General features: G+C 51.2%; 25 protein-coding genes. 24 read left to right on the top strand and 1 reads right to left on the bottom strand.

Going from position 1 to position 19,603, the window contains the following annotated elements:
* Positions 1-2: 2 nt before the first annotated feature.
* The gene (locus tag M3G15_RS13855) at positions 3-596 is read left to right on the top strand and encodes a CPBP family intramembrane glutamic endopeptidase (RefSeq protein WP_260071254.1); all 594 of its coding nucleotides are present in this window, start codon (positions 3-5) and stop codon (positions 594-596) included.
* A complete protein-coding gene (locus tag M3G15_RS13850; RefSeq protein WP_260071253.1) occupies positions 593-1,285 on the top strand; it encodes a hypothetical protein in 693 nt (230 codons plus the stop codon). Before M3G15_RS13855 ends, M3G15_RS13850 begins: the two co-directional genes overlap by 4 nt.
* A gap of 61 nt (positions 1,286-1,346) precedes the next feature.
* Here M3G15_RS13850 and M3G15_RS13845 read toward each other — a convergent pair whose 3' ends face one another.
* Positions 1,347-2,171 (bottom strand): polysaccharide deacetylase family protein, encoded by an 825-nt coding sequence (locus M3G15_RS13845; protein ID WP_009225854.1) that lies wholly within the window; start codon positions 2,169-2,171, stop codon positions 1,347-1,349.
* A 171-nt stretch (positions 2,172-2,342) separates the two neighbouring features.
* Between M3G15_RS13845 and M3G15_RS13840 the strand changes: the two genes are divergently transcribed.
* The 22 genes from M3G15_RS13840 (at position 2,343) to M3G15_RS13735 (ending at position 19,563) form a co-directional block, all read left to right on the top strand.
* Positions 2,343-2,738: a hypothetical protein gene (locus tag M3G15_RS13840; RefSeq protein WP_036645806.1), complete on the top strand. Its 396-nt coding sequence runs from the start codon at positions 2,343-2,345 to the stop codon at positions 2,736-2,738.
* Between the two features lie 201 nt (positions 2,739-2,939).
* Positions 2,940-3,560, top strand: a complete 621-nt coding sequence (locus tag M3G15_RS13835; RefSeq protein ID WP_009225856.1) for a genetic competence negative regulator — start codon at positions 2,940-2,942, stop codon at positions 3,558-3,560.
* Between the two features lie 85 nt (positions 3,561-3,645).
* Positions 3,646-4,338, top strand: a complete 693-nt coding sequence (gene prsW, locus M3G15_RS13830; RefSeq protein ID WP_260071252.1) for a glutamic-type intramembrane protease PrsW — start codon at positions 3,646-3,648, stop codon at positions 4,336-4,338.
* A gap of 91 nt (positions 4,339-4,429) precedes the next feature.
* Positions 4,430-4,582, top strand: a complete 153-nt coding sequence (locus tag M3G15_RS13825) for a hypothetical protein (RefSeq protein ID WP_260071251.1) — start codon at positions 4,430-4,432, stop codon at positions 4,580-4,582.
* An 80-nt stretch (positions 4,583-4,662) separates the two neighbouring features.
* Complete coding sequence (gene ypeB / locus M3G15_RS13820; RefSeq protein ID WP_260071250.1) at positions 4,663-6,030, top strand: germination protein YpeB; 1,368 nt, start codon at positions 4,663-4,665, stop codon at positions 6,028-6,030.
* A gap of 149 nt (positions 6,031-6,179) precedes the next feature.
* Complete coding sequence (locus tag M3G15_RS13815) at positions 6,180-6,833, top strand: flagellar brake protein (RefSeq protein WP_260071249.1); 654 nt, start codon at positions 6,180-6,182, stop codon at positions 6,831-6,833.
* Positions 6,834-6,948: 115 nt separating this feature from the next.
* On the top strand, positions 6,949-7,158 hold the full coding sequence (locus tag M3G15_RS13810; protein WP_260071248.1) for a hypothetical protein: 210 nt from the start codon (positions 6,949-6,951) through the stop codon (positions 7,156-7,158).
* Positions 7,159-7,273: 115 nt separating this feature from the next.
* The gene (gene cmk, locus M3G15_RS13805; protein WP_009225862.1) at positions 7,274-7,972 is read left to right on the top strand and encodes a (d)CMP kinase; all 699 of its coding nucleotides are present in this window, start codon (positions 7,274-7,276) and stop codon (positions 7,970-7,972) included.
* A 6-nt stretch (positions 7,973-7,978) separates the two neighbouring features.
* A complete protein-coding gene (locus M3G15_RS13800) occupies positions 7,979-8,560 on the top strand; it encodes a lysophospholipid acyltransferase family protein (protein ID WP_009225863.1) in 582 nt (193 codons plus the stop codon).
* A gap of 200 nt (positions 8,561-8,760) precedes the next feature.
* A complete protein-coding gene (rpsA, locus tag M3G15_RS13795; protein WP_260071247.1) occupies positions 8,761-9,996 on the top strand; it encodes a 30S ribosomal protein S1 in 1,236 nt (411 codons plus the stop codon).
* A 191-nt stretch (positions 9,997-10,187) separates the two neighbouring features.
* Complete coding sequence (gene der / locus M3G15_RS13790) at positions 10,188-11,510, top strand: ribosome biogenesis GTPase Der (protein WP_036645810.1); 1,323 nt, start codon at positions 10,188-10,190, stop codon at positions 11,508-11,510.
* An 11-nt stretch (positions 11,511-11,521) separates the two neighbouring features.
* The gene (gene plsY, locus M3G15_RS13785) at positions 11,522-12,133 is read left to right on the top strand and encodes a glycerol-3-phosphate 1-O-acyltransferase PlsY (RefSeq protein ID WP_009225866.1); all 612 of its coding nucleotides are present in this window, start codon (positions 11,522-11,524) and stop codon (positions 12,131-12,133) included.
* Entirely contained in the window at positions 12,126-13,166 is a 1,041-nt protein-coding gene (locus tag M3G15_RS13780; protein ID WP_009225867.1) for an NAD(P)H-dependent glycerol-3-phosphate dehydrogenase, read from the top strand. Before plsY ends, M3G15_RS13780 begins: the two co-directional genes overlap by 8 nt.
* Positions 13,167-13,469: 303 nt before the next feature.
* On the top strand, positions 13,470-13,742 hold the full coding sequence (locus M3G15_RS13775) for a stage VI sporulation protein F (RefSeq protein WP_009225868.1): 273 nt from the start codon (positions 13,470-13,472) through the stop codon (positions 13,740-13,742).
* 145 nt (positions 13,743-13,887) lie between these two features.
* Positions 13,888-14,067: a DUF2768 family protein gene (locus tag M3G15_RS13770; protein ID WP_009225869.1), complete on the top strand. Its 180-nt coding sequence runs from the start codon at positions 13,888-13,890 to the stop codon at positions 14,065-14,067.
* A gap of 42 nt (positions 14,068-14,109) precedes the next feature.
* A complete protein-coding gene (locus tag M3G15_RS13765) occupies positions 14,110-14,745 on the top strand; it encodes a nucleotidyltransferase family protein (RefSeq protein ID WP_009225870.1) in 636 nt (211 codons plus the stop codon).
* A gap of 10 nt (positions 14,746-14,755) precedes the next feature.
* Positions 14,756-15,106, top strand: a complete 351-nt coding sequence (locus M3G15_RS13760; RefSeq protein WP_009225871.1) for a 2Fe-2S iron-sulfur cluster-binding protein — start codon at positions 14,756-14,758, stop codon at positions 15,104-15,106.
* 37 nt (positions 15,107-15,143) lie between these two features.
* The gene (locus M3G15_RS13755; RefSeq protein WP_009225872.1) at positions 15,144-15,899 is read left to right on the top strand and encodes a DUF3939 domain-containing protein; all 756 of its coding nucleotides are present in this window, start codon (positions 15,144-15,146) and stop codon (positions 15,897-15,899) included.
* 401 nt (positions 15,900-16,300) lie between these two features.
* Positions 16,301-17,779, top strand: coding sequence for a stage IV sporulation protein A (spoIVA, locus tag M3G15_RS13750; RefSeq protein ID WP_260071273.1), 1,479 nt, complete (start codon positions 16,301-16,303; stop codon positions 17,777-17,779).
* A 490-nt stretch (positions 17,780-18,269) separates the two neighbouring features.
* Entirely contained in the window at positions 18,270-18,542 is a 273-nt protein-coding gene (locus tag M3G15_RS13745) for an HU family DNA-binding protein (protein ID WP_009225874.1), read from the top strand.
* A 119-nt stretch (positions 18,543-18,661) separates the two neighbouring features.
* The gene (gene mtrB, locus M3G15_RS13740) at positions 18,662-18,910 is read left to right on the top strand and encodes a trp RNA-binding attenuation protein MtrB (RefSeq protein ID WP_009225875.1); all 249 of its coding nucleotides are present in this window, start codon (positions 18,662-18,664) and stop codon (positions 18,908-18,910) included.
* A 113-nt stretch (positions 18,911-19,023) separates the two neighbouring features.
* Positions 19,024-19,563 carry a hypothetical protein gene (locus M3G15_RS13735; RefSeq protein ID WP_036645812.1) on the top strand — a complete coding sequence of 180 codons (540 nt, stop codon included), beginning with the start codon at positions 19,024-19,026 and terminating at the stop codon, positions 19,561-19,563.
* Positions 19,564-19,603: the final 40 nt, after the last annotated feature.

Below are 19,603 nucleotides of genomic sequence, written 5' to 3'. Positions count from 1 at the left end.
CTATGAAAAAGTTCAAATTGCGCGATGTAAAAATACAAAAAGTCGACCCCGGTCAGTTAAACGATCGATTGTTGCTCATTAATTTATATCTCACGCAAGGGCTTACATTACTTATCGGTCTTGTGATCTTGTTATTTCAGAAAAGAAATCCGTTTCATCTGTTCAATTTCCCGAATAGTGTCGAATTTGTGTACTGGGGAGCAGGATTTGCGGCTGTGATGTTCGGGGCGGATATGCTCTTGTCCCGGTTCATCTCGGAGGAAAGTATGGATGATGGGGGCATTAATTCCCTGCTCTTCCGTCATCGACCGATTTGGCATATCGTCGTGATCGCGGCGGTTGTTGCCGTATGCGAGGAGCTGTTGTTCCGCGGGGCGATCCAGTATGGGCTGGGTCCGTATTGGACGAGCATCCTGTTTGCAGCGATCCATGTCCGATATCTTCGGCATTGGATTCCGACGGCATGGGTGTTTGCGAGCAGCTACGGCCTCGGATTTATTTATGTACAAACGGGGACGCTTTGGGCGCCGATCTTATGTCACTTCTTGATTGATCTTGTATCAGGCATGGTGATTAAATTTCGGAGGGAGTCATGAACGAGCATTTGAGCCGAATGGACCGTTACGGTCAGCAAAATCGAATGAAACGCAATGCTTCCATACAATCGCGGAATCTGGCCTCCGGCATGGCGACGGCTGAACTCACGCCGGAGCCTGCGGCGGTGAACGCCGAGTCGACGTATGCCGCTGTTCGACCCCGTAGCAGCCTGAAAAAGGAGCCTTTTCCCTTCTTGATCGCTGATGAGGAAACCACTCCTGTGCAGAAGAAGCCTGTCATTGGCGATGAGACGATGGTCCGGCTGCTTATTCCGCGTAAATCTGAGGTTGCAGTTTGGAAGGATAGGGATGCGCTGCAAGCTGCAACGGAGCCCGGATCTCCCAAGACGAATGCAGCGGATGACGGTAAATTTGAATCTGCAGCTGTTGCTGCATTAGCTAAACTCAAAGAGCCGGTTCAGCGGTCATCCTTCAACTCAACGCAGGGTTCCCATCCGCTACATGGTATCGAGTATTTTGGTAATGCGCAGAGACCTTTATCTACCCTGTTGGAGGTAGAGCCCGATTTGGACAAGCTGCCAACACGCAAGGAGCTGTTTCCGTCACAACGTGTTAAAATGACCCGTTGGTTTTATAATTCACTTCTTTATGCTTTTGTTATTATTTTGATTTATCTGTTATGGTGGGGCTTAAGCGATTCGCCGTGGGGAAAAAGCCATGGATTATAAAAACATGTGCAACATTAAAAAACCGTCAGGAAATCTCCTGACGGTTTTTTTGGATTCAAAATTATTTTGATGATTCGGCATCCGCAGGTTCAGGAGCTGGTCCGATACTCCGGGGGTCAACAAAGCTATATCCTTTCTGTTCCAGTTGGGTGAGCAATTCATCCAGCGCCTCTACGGTCCAAGGCAGCTCATGCATCAAGATGTTGCTTCCAGCGTGAAGCTGTTCCAGCACATTCGCGATGACCGCCTCAGGCTTGTTTCTGTTTTTGCTGTCCCAGTCGAGGGAACCGTTGGACCAAGTCATGTAAATGAGATCATTGTCGTCTGCGATTTGATGCGTTGTTTTGTTCCCTGAACCGAAGGGAGGACGGAAGAAACGTGGCGCTTCGCCGACGGTTTCCTTTACGATATTTTGCACATCTTCAATTTGCTTGCGCATATTCGCCGCGGACTCTTTCTTTAAGTCGATGTGATCCCAGCTGTGGTTTCCGATGATCTGCCCGCGGTCATGGATTAGCTGCAGCAGCTCGGGATGCGCTTTAACCCGGTACCCGTTAACAAAAAAGATCGCCTTAGCCTGGTGTTTATCCAGCGTATCGATCAGTCCGTCAATCATTTCCTTCTCCTTTGGCCCGTCGTCAAACGTCAGGAGAACCACCTTCTTGTCCACGGTCTCATCATTGGGCACTACGTTATACGCCTTATTAATGTGGTACATCAGGGGAGGTGCGGCCGCTTCAGAAGAGGTCTGTTCATCGGCTGATGATGACGAGTCCTCAGGCTGTTCGCCAACCTGTCCGGATTCATTGGCGCCATCATTGGCGCCATCTGGCGCGGTCGCTTCAGAAGAAGGAGCGGTGTTTTGGTTAGATGTGGCTGGTGTCATGGTTGCATCGGTTTGGCCGCATGAGCTAAGAATAAGACAAGCGGCGGCGATGGGCAGGAGCTTCTTGTGGAGCAAAGAAGTCAACTCGCTTTCCTGTATTTATGCCGCATGAGTTTAAGGGAATCCGCGAACACTACAGATGATTTTAACATAACCAAGGAGGTTTTTTACGTGAAATCTTCCTCATTTTTAGGCGGTTTACTGGTTGGCGTTTTCGCCGCGATGTGGGCTTCGCGACGGAAGCAAAGCCTGATGTCCGTGATGAGCGGTGCAGGCTCGGTCCTGAAGTTTGCGGGGATCTCCTCAAAGCGTACCGACAGCCCCACCGAAGATATTTCGGCAGCGCTGAAAACGGAAGATACGGCGTCTGCATCTGTCACAAAGGCTAAAGGGGCAGACAACGCCCAGGTGTATCCCAGTTCCGGCACGGTATCAGCGGCCGGTTCGAATCATTCGAAGGAATACAGTCTGAAGCAGCTGACCGACCTCATTAAAGGCGATCCCGATGTGCGCCGTGAAGTTGAGGCCATCCTCAAAGAGGCGAAAACCCCGGTTCCAGGTTTGTAATCCGTTTCAAAACACCACCACAAGAGTCATTTTCTGCCCCCTTGATGGGGTTACGGAAAATGATTCTTTTTTGTTCTATTTTAAAGCGTGCATTTAGGTGAAATAAGTGATAACATACATACAAAGAACCATTTTCAGCACACTTGACAGCAGGTTTCATAATCTGTTTTATAACAACGTATAGAGAGAGGAGGATCCTGTATGAAGATAGAAAGACTAGGCCAGGATAAGATACGGATTTTCCTCACGTTTGACGATTTAAGCGAACGCGGTATACAGAAAGAGGACATGTGGCAGGAAATTCCCAAAGTCCATGACCTGTTCACTGAAATGATGGATCAGGCTTATAACGAAGTGGGCTTTGACGCCACCGGGCCATTGGCTGTGGAAGTGTTCGCCCTTCCTGCACAAGGAATGGTCGTCATCGTTACGCGCGGCAAATACGATCACCATCAACATGGGATCGGCTCGCCTTATGAGGATGAACTGCCGGAAGAAGTTTATGAGATGGAAGTTACGTTGGAGCAAAGTGATACCATTCTGTATTCCTTTGACGATTTCGAGAATGTAATCGAAGCGGCACACGTGCTGAAGTCGATGCTTCACAATGCCGGCAGACTGTATAAATATAATGGAAAATGGGTTCTTCAGCTGGAGCCGGAGGAACTGGAGGAGGGCAAACATCCTGCTCTGATTGCAGTATTAGCTGAATTCGGCGAAGCGACATCGGTAACTACGGCGATGCTGGAAGAGTACGGGCAATTAATCATGGCTGATCATGCGGTGGATACGATTTGCAACCACTTCAAACGCCAGGATTGATTACGTCTCGTATGAAGGCAGACCCATGTCAATTCAGAAGAGAGAGAGACAAAGAACGGAAGCAGCCAATAAGGGGGGATAACCGTTGCTCTTTTTCTCGATTTTAAGCGCAGCGGTTGCTCCCGGTATTGCACTGCTTACGTATTTTTATCTCAGGGACAAGTATGATGCGGAACCGCTGCATATGGTCATCAAGGTGTTTTTGCTTGGCTTCTTGATCGTATTGCCGGTCCTGATCATCCAGCGAGGGTTAACCATGTGGCTGGGCGAAGGACCGTTGGTTACAGCTTTTGGCATTTCGGCCGGAGTAGAGGAAGTGCTGAAGTGGTTCGTATTATTTCATATGATTTACAACCATACCGAATTTGATGAGCCGTATGACGGGATCTTATATGCGGCGGCAATTTCATTAGGATTCGCAACGGTTGAGAATGTATTGTATGCCTTTGCGAGTCACGCTTCGATTGGCACCATGCTCGTTCGAGCCCTACTCCCCGTATCCGGCCACGCGATGTTCGGGGTGATGATGGGGTACTACCTGGGTCGGGCTAAATTCTCGAGCGGCGGGCAAACTCGAAAGTTCCTGATCTTTTCGTTAGCCTTCCCGCTGTTCTGGCATGGGGTATACGATTGGATCTTAAACAATACGACGCAGTATTGGATTTGGTTTATCGTCCCTCTTATGGCCTTCCTCTGGTACGGAGGGCTCGGGAAGATGTATCGGGCCAACAACCGTTCCCCGTTCCGTTTGACGCCGGGGGCGAAGGGGCAAGATTAATTTGCCTCAGAATAGGGCATCCTGATTCTAACAATTTGCATGTTTACGCTAAGGTAGGCTGCAGGATCGTTAGAAAGGGGTGCCTTTTTTCGTGCGCGTCAAGGTGCGAATTACTTGTAAAGCGTGCGGCGAGCGGTTTGTGTTGCGCGGCAAAAAAGAGCGCGGCCATATCGAAACCGGCTTTAAGCAATGCCTATGCAATAATCAGCATAACTTTGAGATCGAAGAAGAAGCGATTCAGTAGGGTGAAGATTATGCATAAAGTTCTTTCCTTCTTGTCACACTAATCCCAACCTAGTTGAAGAAGGGAGAGAGCTAAGCCCAATGTACAAACGATTGAGTGCGATTCTGTTTCCAGTGACCGCCGTGCTGTTGATCGGCGCCCTGGTGTGGGGGTATCAGGAGAACCAGGAGAAAAACTCGATTCTGATCAAGGCGGAAAACCAATATCAGCGGGCGTTCCATGATTTGTCTTATCACGTGGACAAGCTGCATACGGAATTGGGCAACACCTTGGCGGTAAATTCGGCCTCCACCGGTGCCCAACGTAAAGGGCTGGTAAACGTATGGCGCATCACGAGCGAGGCGCAAAACGAAATCAACCAGCTTCCGTTAACCTTGCTCCCGTTTAATAAAACGGAAGAGTTTCTGTCTCGTATCGCGAAGTTCTCGTACCAGACCGCGATTCGTGATTTGACGAAGCAGCCTTTAACCGAAAACGAGTTAAAAAATCTGAAAGAGCTGTACAAAAGCTCGGCGCAAATCGCCCAAGACCTGCAAGGCGTACAAAACAAGGTTATCGCGAATCGCCTGCGCTGGATGGACGTCGAGACGGCGCTGGCTAGCGAGAAGGAGCCGCGGGACAATACGATTATCGATGGCTTTAAAACCGTAGATAAAAAGGTTGGCGAATACCCAGAGTTGGATTGGGGACCGTCCATCTCCAGCATGTACAATAAACGTTCGGTGAAGAAGCTGGGCGGTAGTCCGATCACCGTTGAGGAAATTAAACGTAAAACGGCGGCTTTTACGGGCGTGCAGAGCGCAGAGAACATCCAAGTCGTAGAGAACGGGAAAGGAACGGAGTGGGCCTCGTATACGGCCAACCTGAAGAACAAAAAAGGCGACGAGTCTTGGTCGCTTGATTTTACCCGGAACGGCGGCCATTTGATCTCCTATGTCTACCATCGCCCCATCGGACCGAAAGCGGTGGATGTGAGCACGGCGAAACAGCGGGCCAAAGATTTCCTGGAAAACAAAGGGTATCCGGGGCTAGCGGCCGTTTCTTATGATGAGTTCGATAATGAAGGGAACTTCACGTTCGTCAGCAAGCAAGGCGACGTGCTCATTTATCCGGAGAAAATCACGATCCGAGTTGCACTGGACAACGGGCAGGTGACCGGGATGCAGGCCAGCGACTACGTGTATGAACGTGAAAACCGGGAAAATGTCGGAAAACCTAAACTGACTTTGCAGCAAGCGCGTAAATTTTTGAATCCGGAGTATAAGGAGAAATATCATCGTCTTGCGCTCATCGAGAACGAGCAGTCAGAGAAGGTGCTAACTTACGAATTTGGCGGTTCAATTAACGGATCGCAGTACAAAATTTTCATCAATGCCGAGAACGGCAATGAAGAGATCATCGAAGAGATTCGCACCCGCAACAATCAAGGAGAAACGAAGTCTTCTTGATGCTCTGTGCAGCAACTTCAAAGGAATGTTCCGGTTGTCCGGAAGATTCCTTTTTGTTTTTTTAAACGAATTAATTAAGTCCAGCCGCCTCGCGCCGTGCTATAATCATTAGCATAGTAGTACAACCATGACATAGGACGGTGGCAACCTTGTTTCCTAAAGTGAACGATCTCGTATACATTCAAGTCGCTTCGGCGGAGAAGCCAAACGATGAGAAGGAATGTAAATCACGGATCGCGGACGTGGAAGAAGAATCGTTTTTGATCGAAGTACCGATCGAGACCGGGAGCGGACGCATCAAAAAGCTGTACATCGGGGACGAATTATCCGTGTATTTCCTGACGGAAAACGGAGTGAAAAATTACTTTAGTACATACGTGCTCGGGTTTGCCGACGACGTTGTTCAATTAGTGCGAATTCGTAAGCCTGACCCAGAAACGATTACGAAAATCCAACGGCGCAACTTTTTGAGAGTGGTCGCACAATTAGAAATCGCTGTGCTTATGAAGGACGGCGTGCGCTTTGTTACATATACGGAGGATGTTGGCGGAGGCGGAGTCTCTTTCAGCTGCAGCAACGAATTTAAGCTGGCTCAGGGGGATCATCTTTATTGCTGGCTTCTTATCCCGTTCAAAAATGGAACGATCGACCATGTGCCGTTTGAAGCGGAAGTAGTGCGGATGAAGAAGCTGGAAACCGGACGCACGATCGTCATGCTGAAGTTTGTAAGCATTTCGGATCTCGAGCGGCAGAAGCTGATTCGCTATTGCTTCGAGCGGCAGTTTGATTTCAAAAATCGTTGATTCTAATTTCGCTCATTGAACGTATTTCCGATTTCTCTAAATGGATAAGCTAGACATTAACCGCATTGAAATGAAATTCACCCGTGTTCGTGTGGCTGACCAGGAGGAAATCGAGATGAAAAAAGCGCAAGACGATGAAATTTATACAGAGTTATTCTTATTTTTCTCAGACAAGGTAGAAAGATGGATAAAACGGAGTTTGCTGGTATTATTGGCAGCGTTGTGCCTGTTTCAACTCCTGCTGCGGATTCCAGAATTGCGTAATGTTCTAGCCTCTGCAGACAAATATGAAGGGGTGCCCATTCACAGAGAACAAGGGAATTAATCGGGAAAAGCAAGCGCGTTTCTTTTGCATCCCTTTGTTATCTGTGGTATAATTTTCACGTCGCAGGCAATGCCTGCTTTTTTCTTGAGGATTTGTTTTGAGGAGGAATGCCCCTTTGGCAAGCGAGACGTCTACAACCCATGAGAAAATCAACATCGCCATCGACGGTCCTGCGGGGGCAGGGAAAAGTACGATAGCTCGCATGGTTGCCGGTAGACTGCATTATGTCTACGTCGATACCGGGGCGATGTACCGGGCGGCAACTTGGTATTTTCTGCAGCTAGGGATCGGACCAGACGAAGTGGACAAAGTGCTGCAGCATTTACCTGAATTGGATATCGAATTGCTGCCTGGAGAACAGGGGCAACAGGTCCGGGTGAACGGTCGAGACGTCACGGAAGAGATTCGCTCGTTAGCCGTGAATGCCCAAGTGTCCCGATATGCGCAAATCGAGGGGCTGCGCGATCGGCTTGTCTCATTGCAGCGGCAAATGGCTTTGCGCAAAGGCGTCGTCATGGACGGACGCGATATCGGCACTTGCGTATTACCTGATGCGGAAGTGAAGGTGTTCATGACCGCGAGCGTTGAGGAACGGGCACGTCGGCGTTACAAGGAAATGAAGGAGCAGGACAAGATTTCCTTCGATGACCTCGTGCGATCGATTGAAGAGCGAGACCGGCTGGACCGGGAGCGGGAGGTTTCCCCGCTGCGGCAGGCAGAGGATGCTCAGCTGCTGGATACGACGCAGATGTCCTTGGACGAAGTGGCCGACCACATCGTAGCAATGTGCAGAACCTATGGAAGTGAGAGTTGAGCCTGGATGATCTATCGTTTTTGTCGAAGTGTGCTTCGCATCCTCTATAAGCTGTTGTATCGCTTTGAGGTAAGCGGCTTGGAGCATATCCCCAAAGAAGGCGGAGTGCTCTTGTGCTCCAACCATTTAACTTTGCTTGATCCGCCGACCATCGGCATCATGGTGGAACGCAAGGTGCATTTTATGGCCAAGCAGGAATTGTTCAACATTTTCGGCTTCAGTTGGCTGATTCGGCAGCTAGGCGCTTTCCCTGTAAAGCGGGGGGGCGTAAGCAAAGAATCGATCAAAACCGCGCTGACCTTGCTCCGTAACGGTCACGTCATCGGGATTTTCCCGGAAGGCCGTCGGGTGAAAGACGCCGAAGCGAATATGATCGGCAAGAAAGGTGCGGCGACGTTCGCGCTTCGCAGTGACGCAGCGGTGATTCCGGTTGCGATTATTGGCACTTATAAATTGTTTCGGAAATTGCGCGTCGTTTACGGACCGCCGGTTGATCTGACGGAGTTCAAGGAGAATGGCGGACCTGACGCAGCCGAGCGAGCTACGGAGAAAATCATGGCCAGCATCGCCGAGCTGAAGAAGCGTTAATTTTTTCATGCCTTTGCCAGATGGGATGCATGAAGGCTGATAACATTTGGGAAGCTATACCTTAATGGATTGTTTTGAACTTCGCTACAAGTGGAAGCTCAAAAAGTCAATTTTTTACTTTGTGATCGAAAGCTGGCTTTTTGAACAACCTTTAGAGCGGGTTTAAATAAATGGGTTTTTGAATTGAGGAGGTTATTGACATGTCGGAAGAAACAAAAAATGTTCAAGAGGCTGCGGAAGTCACCAGCCAGGATGAAATGGAGCAAATCGTCTCTTTGAAAAAAGGGGACACCGTCAAAGGTACGATCGTCAAAATCGAAGATAACCAAGCTTATGTGAGCATTGGATATAAATACGACGGTGTAATTCCTATTCGCGAGCTGTCCTCCGTACATCTCGACAATGCGGCGGATGCTGTGCAAGTAGGCCAAGAGGTTGAAACGAAAGTGGTCAGCATCGACGACGAGAAGGAACGCCTGGTGCTCTCCAAACGCGCGGTCGACAGCGAGAACGCTTGGGAAGATTTGGAGAAGAAATTCCAAAACGGCGAAGTCTTCGAAGTTACGGTTGCCGACGTCGTCAAAGGCGGGATTGTTGCTGACGTAGGCGTACGCGGCTTCATTCCGGCATCGATGGTAGAACGTCACTTCGTAGAAGATTTCAGCGACTACAAAGGCCGCACGCTTCGTGTCAAAGTCAAAGAACTTGACCGTGAGAACAACAAAGTGATCCTTTCTCAAAAGGATGTGCTTGACGAAGAGTTCGAAGCGAACAAGCAAAAAGTGATGGCTGAATTGAAAGAAGGCCAAGTGCTGGAAGGTACGGTTCAACGCTTGACTCAATTTGGTGCATTTGTTGACGTAGGCGGCGTAGACGGATTGGTACACGTATCCGAAATCGCATGGAACCATGTTGACAAACCTGCTGACGTCCTGTCCGAAGGCGACAAAGTGAAGGTGAAAGTGCTCAAAGTTGATCCGGAAAAAGGCAAAATCAGCCTTTCGATCAAAGCGGCACAACCAGGTCCTTGGGATACAGCGGCTGAGAAATTCCACACCGGTGACATTGTAACAGGCGAAGTTAAACGACTGGTGAACTTTGGTGCCTTCGTGGAAATCGCACCGGGGGTAGAAGGACTCGTTCATATCTCTCAAATTTCGCATAAGCATATCGGAACTCCGCATGAAGTGCTGAAAGAAGGACAAACGGTACAGGTGAAAGTGCTGGACGTGAACCCTAGCGAGAAACGGGTAAGCCTCAGCATTAAGGAAACGGAAGAAGCTCCGGCTCCTGCACCGAAGAGCGAAAGACCTTCCAAAGGCAGCAGCGTGAGAAAAGAAGACCTGGGCGACAACCCTAACGTATCGCTGAGCAACCAAGGCTTGAGCATCACGCTGGGCGAACGCTTCGGCGATAAACTCAGCAAACTGAAATAATCAGGTTTTAGTGGCTCGAACATCGGCGGACCCTGAAGAAGCGGGTTCGCCGTTTTTGTTGTTGACCGTTAGCCAAGCTATCTTTTTTTTGCTATGATGATTTACGTGTATCCGCAAATAAACGTGTGAAGCCTATATAGAGAATTAACTCCATTTTGAGGATCCAAAAATAAGTATTAGGAGGGATGTCAATGGCAAGACCCGTTGTGGCTATCGTCGGGCGGCCGAATGTGGGGAAATCCACGATATTTAACCGGATTATCGGTGACCGCCTGGCAATCGTGGAAGATAAGCCCGGGATTACGCGCGACCGGATTTACGGTGCGTCGGAATGGAACGGGAAACCGTTCAGCATCATCGATACAGGAGGGATTGAACTCGACGACGAGGAGCCGATTCTCAAATCGATCCGTATGCAGGCCGAACTCGCGATCGAGGAAGCCGATGTGATTGTATTTATGTGTGACGCCAAGGCTGGCGTGACTACTTCGGACGAGGAGGTCGCCAATTTGTTGTACCGGTCAGGCAAGCCGGTCATTGTCGCGGTGAATAAGGTGGATAACATCGGCCGGATCGACAATATTTATGAGTTTTATAACCTCGGCTTTGGTGAGCCGATTGGGGTATCGGGCAGCCATGGCACGGGCATCGGCGATTTGCTGGATGCGATTGCGGATAATCTGCCGGAGCTCGCGGATGACGAATACGATGATGACGTGATCCGGGTCGCTTTGATTGGTCGTCCAAACGTGGGGAAATCCTCGCTGGTGAACGCGATCCTCGGTGAAGAGCGAGTCATCGTCAGCGATATCGCCGGAACAACCCGTGATGCGATTGATACGCCGTTCGAGAAAGACGGTCAACGGTACGTCCTGATCGATACCGCAGGGATGCGCAAACGCGGTAAGGTCTATGAAACGACGGAGAAGTACAGCGTTATGCGCGCCATGAAAGCGATCGAGCGGGCGGATGTGGTACTGGTTCTGATCAACGGCGAAGAAGGGATCATCGAACAGGATAAGCATATCGCGGGATACGCTTATGAAGCCGGTAAAGCTTCCATTTTCGTCGTGAACAAATGGGATGTGGTTGAGAAGGACGATAAAACCATGCACCAATTTGAGCAAAGAATCCGCGACCACTTCCTGTTTATGACGTATGCCCCGATTGTTTTCCTGTCAGCTAAAACGAAGCAGCGTTTACATAAACTGTTGCCGGTGGTTCAGCACGTCGCAGATCAGCATGCGAAGCGCGTGCAGACCCATCTGCTAAACGATGTTGTGTCGGATGCAATCGCCATCAATCCTCCGCCAACGGACAAAGGGCGGCGCCTGCGAATTAATTACGTCACGCAGGTTGCGGTGAAACCGCCGACCATCGTGGTATTTGTCAACGATCCGGAGCTGATGCATTTCTCTTATGAACGGTACCTGGAGAACAAAATCCGGGCAGCATTTGATTTTGAGGGAACGCCAATCCGGCTGTTTACGCGGCGCAAGTCTGATGAAGGTTAGGGGAGAATAAGGTGATTTTACCCGTAATAGCTGTAATTGTTTGTTATTTGCTTGGCTCGGTTAGCTTCAGCGTCGTGTTGGCGAAAGCCTTAAAAGGCATCGATATTCGCCAGCACGGCAGCGGAAACGCGGGAGCCACCAACACACTGCGCGTACTGGGGAAAGGCCCGGCGATTCTCGTTCTGGCCCTGGATGTGCTTAAGGGGATTGCCGCAGTATGGATCGGCCGCTGGCTAGGCGACGGCGTCGAATGGATCGCCTCGCTGTGCGGCATCGCAGCAATCGTCGGCCATAACTGGCCGCTTTATTTCCGCTTTCGCGGCGGAAAAGGGATTGCCACCACGATTGGCGTGATGGCGACCTTGTTTTTCTTCCCTGCGTTGTACGCGGGGATCATTGCGATATTATCGATCGTTATTACCCGGTACGTCTCGCTTGGTTCGCTTATCTTCGTCTTCTTGACGCCGATTTTTCTGGCGGTCTCCGGCGAATTCGGCCCTTATTTCTGGGCGAGTCTGGTCATCTGCGTGTTCGCCTTCTGGAGACATCGCACGAATATCGTGAAGATCGTGCACGGCAAGGAAAATAAGCTGGGATCCAAAGGAGGAGATCGCGTTGTCTAATAAAGCCGCCGTGCTGGTGGCGGGCAGTTGGGGAACGGCACTCGCCAGTGTGCTCGCCGACAAAGACATGGAAGTTGCCTTGTGGACACGTAGCGAAGCGCAACAGGATGAAATCAATACGAAACATCGCAATGAACGTTTTTTGCCTGGCGTGGACTTGTCGCCTCGCCTTACGGCAACCACTGATTTGGAAGCCGCAGTGACCGGTGCGAAAGCGGTCGTGATGGTTGCGCCGTCCTCGGCGGTTCGTGAGGTTGCTCGATCACTAAAGCCTTTCTGGCATGAGGATATGCTGCTGGTGCATGCCACCAAGGGCTTTGAGATTGAGAGCATGAAGCGGATGTCGACGGTGATCGCGGAGGAACTCGGCTGTGAAGAGGGGCGTATTGTTGTATTGTCCGGTCCTAGCCATGCGGAGGAAGTTGTGAAACGCTGCCCGACCACTGTGGTTGTCGCTGCACAGGACGCGGCCCAGGCTGAATTGGCTCAGGACCTGTTCATGAACCCGTATTTCCGCGTCTACACCAACCGGGATATGGTAGGCGTGGAGCTTGCCGGGGCTTTAAAAAATATCATCGCGCTGGGCGCCGGAATGTCCGATGGACTGGGCTACGGGGACAACGCCAAGGCGGCACTGCTTACCCGCGGTCTTGCGGAGATTACGCGGGTCGGCGTTGAAATGGGAGCCAACCCGCTGACCTTTGCCGGTTTGGCCGGGGTCGGCGACCTGGTCGTGACGGCAACCAGCCGGCACAGCCGGAACTGGCGAGCTGGGTTTATGCTGGGCGAAGGCAAACCGCTGGAGGAAGTATTAACCCAGATGGGCATGGTTGTAGAAGGCATTCGCACAACGAAAGCGGCCCATGCCATCTCTGAGAAGTATCAGGTGCAGATGCCGATTGCGGCTCAGCTTTACCACGTCCTATTCGAGGGGCTGGACCCGCGCACCGCTGTAGAGGCGCTGATGGGACGCGACCGGAAAACGGAGATGGAAGTGATGTCCCTAGAAACCTGGGAACAATGGCACACTTGAGCGGAAGTTCAAAAATTCGTCTTTTGATCACGAAGCATCTTCAAAGTAGTGGATTCGACATCGAATCTTGAATTCAGCAGGGCCTTCCGTTGCTCACGTAGGTCTCCTACGCTCCGCTACTCAGTCCCAGCTTCATCCAACCTTCTCGGTGCTGAAAAGCCGCCTTTTTGAACCTTTATTGAAATTGGAGTTACCAGACACGGCTTTTGATATCGCCGTTAGAGCCCGTTTTGCTGGGGAATATCACCTTTACCTCCGCCCTCTCATACATTGGTTGAAGAGGACAACGGAGGAGGCGAAAGCGTGAGCAAGATATCCAAAGAGGCCTTGAATGCCATCAACAAGAAGACGGGTAAAGCGATCTCGGAAAGTTCGGTCAAAAAGCTGGCCAGCACCGTAAAGCCATCAACCATTCAAAATGAAGCCGAACTACGTAAGCTGATCAAGCAAGTATCGGCGATGGCGAAAGTTCCCGTGTCGGAAAGCACGATTCACGAGATCGTGAACGCCGTGAAAAAAAGCGGCATGAATCCGTCCAATATGGAAGCCTTAATGAAGTTAATGCTTAAAAAATAAATAAAGGTGATCCTTATTGCCCTTAAGCTCTGCGGCCGTATGCCGCGGGGCTTTGTTTAGTTTTGGCCAGCGCGTAGCCTGAAAGACCGCATAATGCTATAATATGGATCATATTAAAGCAAAAAATAGTAGGTGAAATAAACAGATGGATGCAATGACGAAGATGTGGCTATCGATCGCCGCCGTATTGATCATGGGGGTCTCGGTCTTTTTGATCACATTTGCACGGACGAAAACCAAAGGGTGGATTAAGGGAATCTTATCGCTCCTTGCCTTTTTTATTATGCTGGTGGGCTTTTTGACCGGGCTTGTGTCGATTACTTGACAGAACCTCTACATCACTGAACCCAAGAGAAGAGGAAGAGATATGCAACAACAAGATAGCAAAGCCTATGCCGATTTAACCGAAGAATTATGCAAGCTGGCCGAAAGCTGTGGAATGGAGGGCAAGTGGCTGCTAGGGGGAAGCTGCGGATTGTGGCTCCAGGGGGTTGAGCTTGCGACGGTTCCGCGGGATATCGACGTCTATGCGGATCTGGCGACCGCCGACCGGCTGCACGAGCGGCTCCGGCAGTTTGCGACGGACCAGCCGCGTCATGACCGGAGCGGAATCTATACCTCCCGGTTAAGCCATTACCGTATTGGCGAGTCGACAATTGAGCTGGTAGGCGGATTTGAAGTCCATACCGCCGGGGCGTTCTATCGGACGGAGATAGAAGCGTTGCTAGCGCCGGCCGCGCAGCGTGTGAAATTGCGTGATAGCGCTTTATGGGTCATGCCGTTAGCCCATGAATTGGTGTTTAACCTCCTGCGCGAGCGTCCGGATCGCTATTTGCCGATTGCGGGGATGATCCGTAAAGAGCCGGATCGACATCTGCCCCTGTTGGACGAGCTGTTGAAACGGAACGAATGGTCGGCGGATTGGGTTGGACGGATGGCTGAGTTGTTGGATCGCCCGCTGCTCTCTCGGCCATGGCGCGAATATCGCGGCAGGAAGGCTTAAGGAGCGGATCGTGGAAGGACGTATTACGTTTCTGCCGTCCGGGAAAACCGTTCAAGTCCGGCCGGGCACTTCGGTTCTGAGGGCTGCCCGTGGAGCTAGAATTCATTTAGCGACGCGATGCGGTGGGAATGCCGGCTGTCTGATGTGCAAAGTTCAGGTCGATCCGGAGCACGCTGCCGCGTTAACTCCTCCGAGCGATGCGGAGCGCCGCAAGCTTGGCCCGCTGTTGGACCAGGGGATGCGCCTGGCCTGTCAGGCGAAGATCCGGGGGGATGTGGTGGTTCAGCTGCCGAAGGACCCGCTCAAGGCGGCGATTCGCAAACAGCTGGAACGGCAGCGGGAAGAGGAGGAATTATGGTAACGGCAAGTACGGAAGGGGATAAGGTGAGATTTTCAACATGACGAAGTTACGTTATTTGAAGCATACCTGCTTGAGATCAGCGGCGCTGGTTGTCTTATTGGCGTTAACGACCTCGCTGCTGTCAGGCTGTTTGTACCGCGGGGAGAGGCAGCAGGGCGGCCCGGTTTCCTATATGGAGAGCGTGGACCGGGTTCAACGGGCTTTGGATCGTTTTCAGGAAGATAAGGGGATCCTGCCGATCATTACTGCCGGGGAGGATACTCCGCGATACGAGAAATACAAGATCGATTTGAACCAATTGAAGCGGGAAGGTTATTTGGATGAGCTTCCGGCGGCAGCCTTTGAGCAGGGCGGAAGCGTCTATTTTCTCGTTATCGATGAAGAAACCGACCCTACGGTTAAAGTAATGGATTTAAACACGATTCAGAAGGTGAACGACGTCCAGCACAAAGTGCTGAGCTACCGTACAAGCCACGGAGATGCTCTCCCGGGCGAGGCCAATGGTGAGGTCTATCCGGGTCTGTATACGGTTGATCTCCCGTTGCTTAAGGCCGACAGCTTGGCATTGACCAGTGTCTATTCCGGGGAGACCCTTTCCTACCTGATGGACAAGCAGGGCAATGTGTACGTGGATTACGCTTTTGATATTATGCAGGCGATCGATCAGTCTGGGAAAACGCCGCAAGGCGACGAAGATCTGCGCACCTGGTTGACGGACCGCTCCGCGTTCGTTCCGGTGAAGTCGCCGCCTTACCGTTGGAACGGAAGCGAACCCGTACCATATCTCAATTAAGAAGAAACCTCTCGAATGATTTCGGGAGGTTTTTCTTTTCTCTCTTCTCCTATCCCTGAGGCGTCATACTTTTTCCGATAGAGTCATACAAATGGGAGTATGGCGGTTAAGTGCCCGCCTTGTTCGGGTTGAATGAGCGGCCCCGCAAAAAAAACGGGCTTGGACGGTTTTAACCGTCATATTCTCGCATCTGGTACATAAGATGTTACTAGTCCAAATGCATGTACGAGTTTACGCCGCTTCGTTCAGGTTCTTTCCACAGGTTTGCGGCGGCGGACACGGGCAAGAGGGGCTGCCGCTCCTGCCGCAGCAGCGAGGCCCAAAATCATGACGAATCACGAAGCGGATGCTCTCGGGGCATTTTTCCTTCGGCGAAATTTGAGGAGGGGATATCATTGGTATTGGAGAAAGTGGACATTTTTAAGGACATTGCCGAACGAACTGGAGGCGACATCTATCTAGGGGTCGTCGGTGCCGTCCGTACCGGGAAGTCGACCTTTATTAAGCGATTCATGGAAACTGTCGTACTCCCGAACATCGCAAATGAAGCAGATCGAGTCCGCGCGGTAGATGAACTTCCGCAAAGCGCCGCCGGCAAAACTATTATGACGACCGAACCGAAGTTTGTCCCGAACAATGCGGTGCAAATCAAGGTGGCTGAAGGACTCGAGGTAAACGTAAGACTCGTCGATTGCGTCGGATACGCCGTGGAAGGCGCAAAAGGCTACGAGGACGAAAATGGGCCGCGAATGATCTCCACCCCATGGTTTGAAGAACCGATTCCGTTCCAAGAGGCTGCGGAAATCGGAACGCGCAAAGTCATCCAGGAACATTCCACGTTAGGGGTTGTCGTGACGACGGATGGAACGATCGCCGATATTCCGCGTTATTCTTACGTGGAATCTGAGGAGCGGGTTGTTGCCGAACTGAAGGAGGTCGGCAAGCCATTTGTGCTGGTGATCAACTCGACGCGTCCAAACAGTGAGGAAACACAGCAACTCCGCGGTGAGTTGGCCGCAAAATATGACATTCCGGTCCTTGCGCTCAGCGCAGCGACAATGACGGAAGAAGACGTGACCGGTGTCCTCCGGGAAGTTCTGTATGAGTTCCCGGTACATGAGGTCAACGTCAACCTGCCTAGCTGGGTGATGGTACTGAACGAGAACCACTGGCTGCGCACCAATTTTGAGAACTCCGTCCGTGACACGGTTAAGGATATTCGCCGTCTGCGCGATGTCGACCGGGTTGTCGGAAATTTCATGGAATACGATTTTATCGATCGAGCTGGTCTGAGCGGACTGAATATGGGTCAAGGTGTAGCGGAGATCGATCTGTATGCGCCGGATGATCTGTATGATCGCATCCTGATGGAAGTGGTGGGTGTAGAAATTCGCGGCAAAGACCATTTGCTGCAGCTGATGCAGGAATTCACGCACGCGAAACGGGAATACGACCGGTTCGCCGAGGCGCTGGAAATGGTCAAAACGACCGGTTACGGTATCGCTGCGCCGACGCTTGCGGAAATGGCGTTGGATGAGCCAGAGCTGATCCGTCAAGGCTCCCGCTTCGGGGTAAGGCTGAAGGCGACGGCACCATCGATCCATATGATCCGCGTCGATGTCGAGTCGGAATTTGCGCCGATCATCGGGACCGAGAAGCAAAGCGAAGAGCTTGTCCGCTACCTGATGCAGGATTTCGAGAACGATCCGATCAAGATTTGGGAATCCGACATCTTCGGCAGATCCCTGCACTCGATCGTACGCGAAGGCATTCAAGGCAAAATTGCCATGATGCCGGATAACGCACGTTACAAGCTGCAGGAAACGCTGGGGCGGATTATCAACGAAGGCTCCGGCGGCCTCATCGCCATCATTCTATAGGTAATTAAAAATTCGGCTTTTGATCACGAAGCTAACCTGAGGAAGCGGAGTCGGCGTCGAATCTTGAATTCAGCCGGGCCTTCCGTTGCTCACGTACCTCTATGTACGCTCCGCTACTCAGTCCCTAGCTTCATCCAACCTTCTCGGTGCTGAAAAGCCGAATTTTTAATCTTTACTAATTGCAATTCCTCCTCAATGACCGCGCGTATGCTGTATTTTGGCTGCGTGCGGTTGTTTTGTTATTTGGGGGGCGGAAAGGTCCAATTTGTAGGGCGAATTGAGGAAATATCGCCGGGAAGCCTTGAAATAGCTTGAAATTATGCATGGGCTGTATTACTATAAATTTGTTCCGCGTCCCCGAAAGCGCGATTTCATCACGTTTTTCGGGAACTTGTACGTAATGAATTGCATAAATCACGTATATTCTGCGGTAAAACGGAAACACAAATAGCAAGTGGTATTATTTTCCTTGGTGGGAGGTGAAATACACATGAACAAATCCGATTTGATTGCTCAAGTTGCAGAAAGTACTGAGCTGTCCAAGAAAGACGCGACTAAAGCGGTTGACGCCGTTTTTGATGCGATTTCCACAGCGCTGCAGAACGGAGATAAAGTTCAACTGGTTGGCTTCGGTAACTTTGAAGTCCGCGAGCGTTCCGCCCGTAAAGGCCGCAACCCGCAAACCGGAGAGGAAATCGAAATCCCTGCGAGCAAAATTCCTGCTTTCAAACCAGGTAAAGCGCTCAAAGACGGAATTAAATAAAGATTTCTACGTATCTTCCGTGCAAAAGACCGTGGGCTTCTCGTTCACGGCTTTTTCTTTTCATGGAGGCTTAAAAAAGAAGCAGTCTGTCAAAAATGTGAAGGGGGAGGCGCTGCCACATGGATAACCAGCAACACGGTAACGATCCATCTGCCGCGGGCGGAGACTATTTCGTGGTTAAGGCCAAAGAACAAGGCGTTACGGTCATCGGGCTGACCCGGGGGAAGGATACGCGGTTTCACCACACCGAGAAGTTGGACAAGGGTGAGGTGCTCATCGCCCAATTTACCGATCACACCTCCGCCGTCAAGATTCGCGGCAAAGCGCTCGTCTATACGAAGCACGGCTTGATCGATACGGAAGAATGATTTTCAAATCTGCAGGCATAGCCTGCTTTTTTTCTATGTAGAATGGGGTATAAGAACCGTATGGACAAAGGCAGATTTGCGCTGTCCGAGTGTACCAGAAGGGAGAATGCCCCATGAAACGGAACATAGCCGTTCGGGCCATCCTGTTAACGTTCGTCTGCGCGCTGGCGATGGCGGGCGCAGCTTGGCTTGGCGAGCATCCTGCCCGGGAGCGGCAAGCGGCAGCGGTGTTTGCCGGTACGTCCCCGGCGGAGTTAACCGAAGAGAACCTCGTGGACGCCTTGGCCCCGCTGCAGCTTCCGGTGCCCATCGCTAAAGTGGAGCTGAACCGGGATATTTTGTCCGTTGACCTGAAGGTTGAGGGCGACCAGGTTCGTGCCGCAGACGTGTACCGGGGAATGGCGGAAATGATCTCGTTTGCGTTCGAACGCACCAACAATATCGATCAGCTGCTGCTGAGATTGATGGCGGAGGACCGTTGGCTTGGCACCAAATATCTGCTGCTGGCTGCCGATGTTCGGCGTACCGAATTTTCGGCCGAGGAGCTGGACCTTCTTCGGCATGTCGGGAGCGGTGAGATGCCCGAAGAGTTGCGGTTGCGCATGCGGATGACGGAAACAAAGCTGTGGCAGTCTCGTTTTCTACAGGAGTAACCGGTGAATTGACCGATGAGTTGATTTCGCGTATAGCCTC

Origin of the sequence: Paenibacillus sp. p3-SID1389 (assembly GCF_025151705.1) — a bacterium.
Taxonomy (GTDB): Bacteria; Bacillota; Bacilli; order Paenibacillales; family Paenibacillaceae; genus Fontibacillus; species Fontibacillus phoenicis.
This window is presented reverse-complemented; position numbering and strand designations above follow the sequence as displayed.